The organism is Halomonas sp. BM-2019, assembly GCF_017584085.1.
Genome location: NZ_CP071922.1, coordinates 870,950 through 872,061 on the forward strand (window position 1 = coordinate 870,950; position 1,112 = coordinate 872,061).

2 protein-coding genes are annotated in these 1,112 nt (G+C 46.9%); both read right to left on the reverse strand.

Features of this window, described 5'->3' with window-relative positions; genetic code table 11:
* On the reverse strand, positions 1-497 hold a 497-nt coding region (locus J5F18_RS04465; RefSeq protein WP_346301120.1), incomplete at its 3' end, for a CNNM domain-containing protein.
* 84 nt (positions 498-581) lie between these two features.
* Positions 582-1,112, reverse strand: a 531-nt coding sequence (gene ccsA / locus J5F18_RS04470) for a cytochrome c biogenesis protein CcsA (protein ID WP_346301121.1), incomplete at its 5' end; no start/stop codon positions are given.

Below are 1,112 nucleotides of genomic sequence, written 5' to 3' on the forward strand. Positions count from 1 at the left end.
TTGCCAGCAGCGTTTGGGTTGATACCCATGAGCCGCATCATATTGTTCGTGATAAAATTGACCGCGGCAACTAGCGGGTAAAAAATTCGCATCAATGGTGAAAGTATCATTGAACTTGGATATGCCACGCGCTCAGGATGCAGTGCAGCGATTGTCTTCGGTGTGACTTCAGCAAAAATCAGAATAATTAAGGTCAGCACAACAGTGGCAATCGCAATACCGTAGTCGCCGTAAAGTCGCATGCCGATAATGGTGGCGATGGCCGAGGCGGCGATATTCACGAGGTTATTGCCAATTAAAATAAGGCCGATGAGGCGATCGGGGCGATCGAGTAAACGTGTGACCCGACGTGCCGACTTATTACCGCTTTGCGCTAAGTGACGAAGTTTATAACGGTTAACCGTCATCATGCCCGTTTCAGAGCCGGAGAAGTATCCAGAGATCAGAATAAGTACCGCGAGAGCAAGAAATAACGTACCGGTAGATATGTCGTCCAAGTTGGTTTCCTGTTAATGAAGTCTAAGGTCTTAATGTAGGGGCGTCCGTAGGCAAGTCAAGTGCTTTTTCAACGGAATCCTTGCTCAGGTGAGCAGGATGTCGCGAACAAAGCGGCTACCAAAGTAACCAATAATCAGCAAGCTACTTGCCAGCAGCGTGTAGTAAACCGCGATTCGGCCGCGCAAACCACGCCAATAGTGAATGGTGAGTACACTGCCAAAAGCAATCAGCGCAGCTAACGAAAAAATAGTTTTATGCAGCTGTCCACGAGCAAACAAATCATCCATGTAAATAAAACCGACAGTAACTGCGATCAATAAAACGATGGTACCGGTTGTTAATAAACGGAAGAAATATTGCTCAATCGAGAGTAATGGCGGCATTCGTTCAGAAACCGCTTTCGCACTTTTTTGTTTGAGCAGTCGGTTGACATATAAAAGTTGAACCCCATAAAAGGTAGCAAGGGTTAACAACGCCGATGCGATTAAAGCGAGACTCATATGCAAAGCAAAGATGGGACTCATGTGGATGGGGCGTCCGACCTCTGCAGGAATAATCAGTACCAGCACGAGACTCAAGGCTGCTAATCCGTAAATAGCCGGGCGAATGAGAAG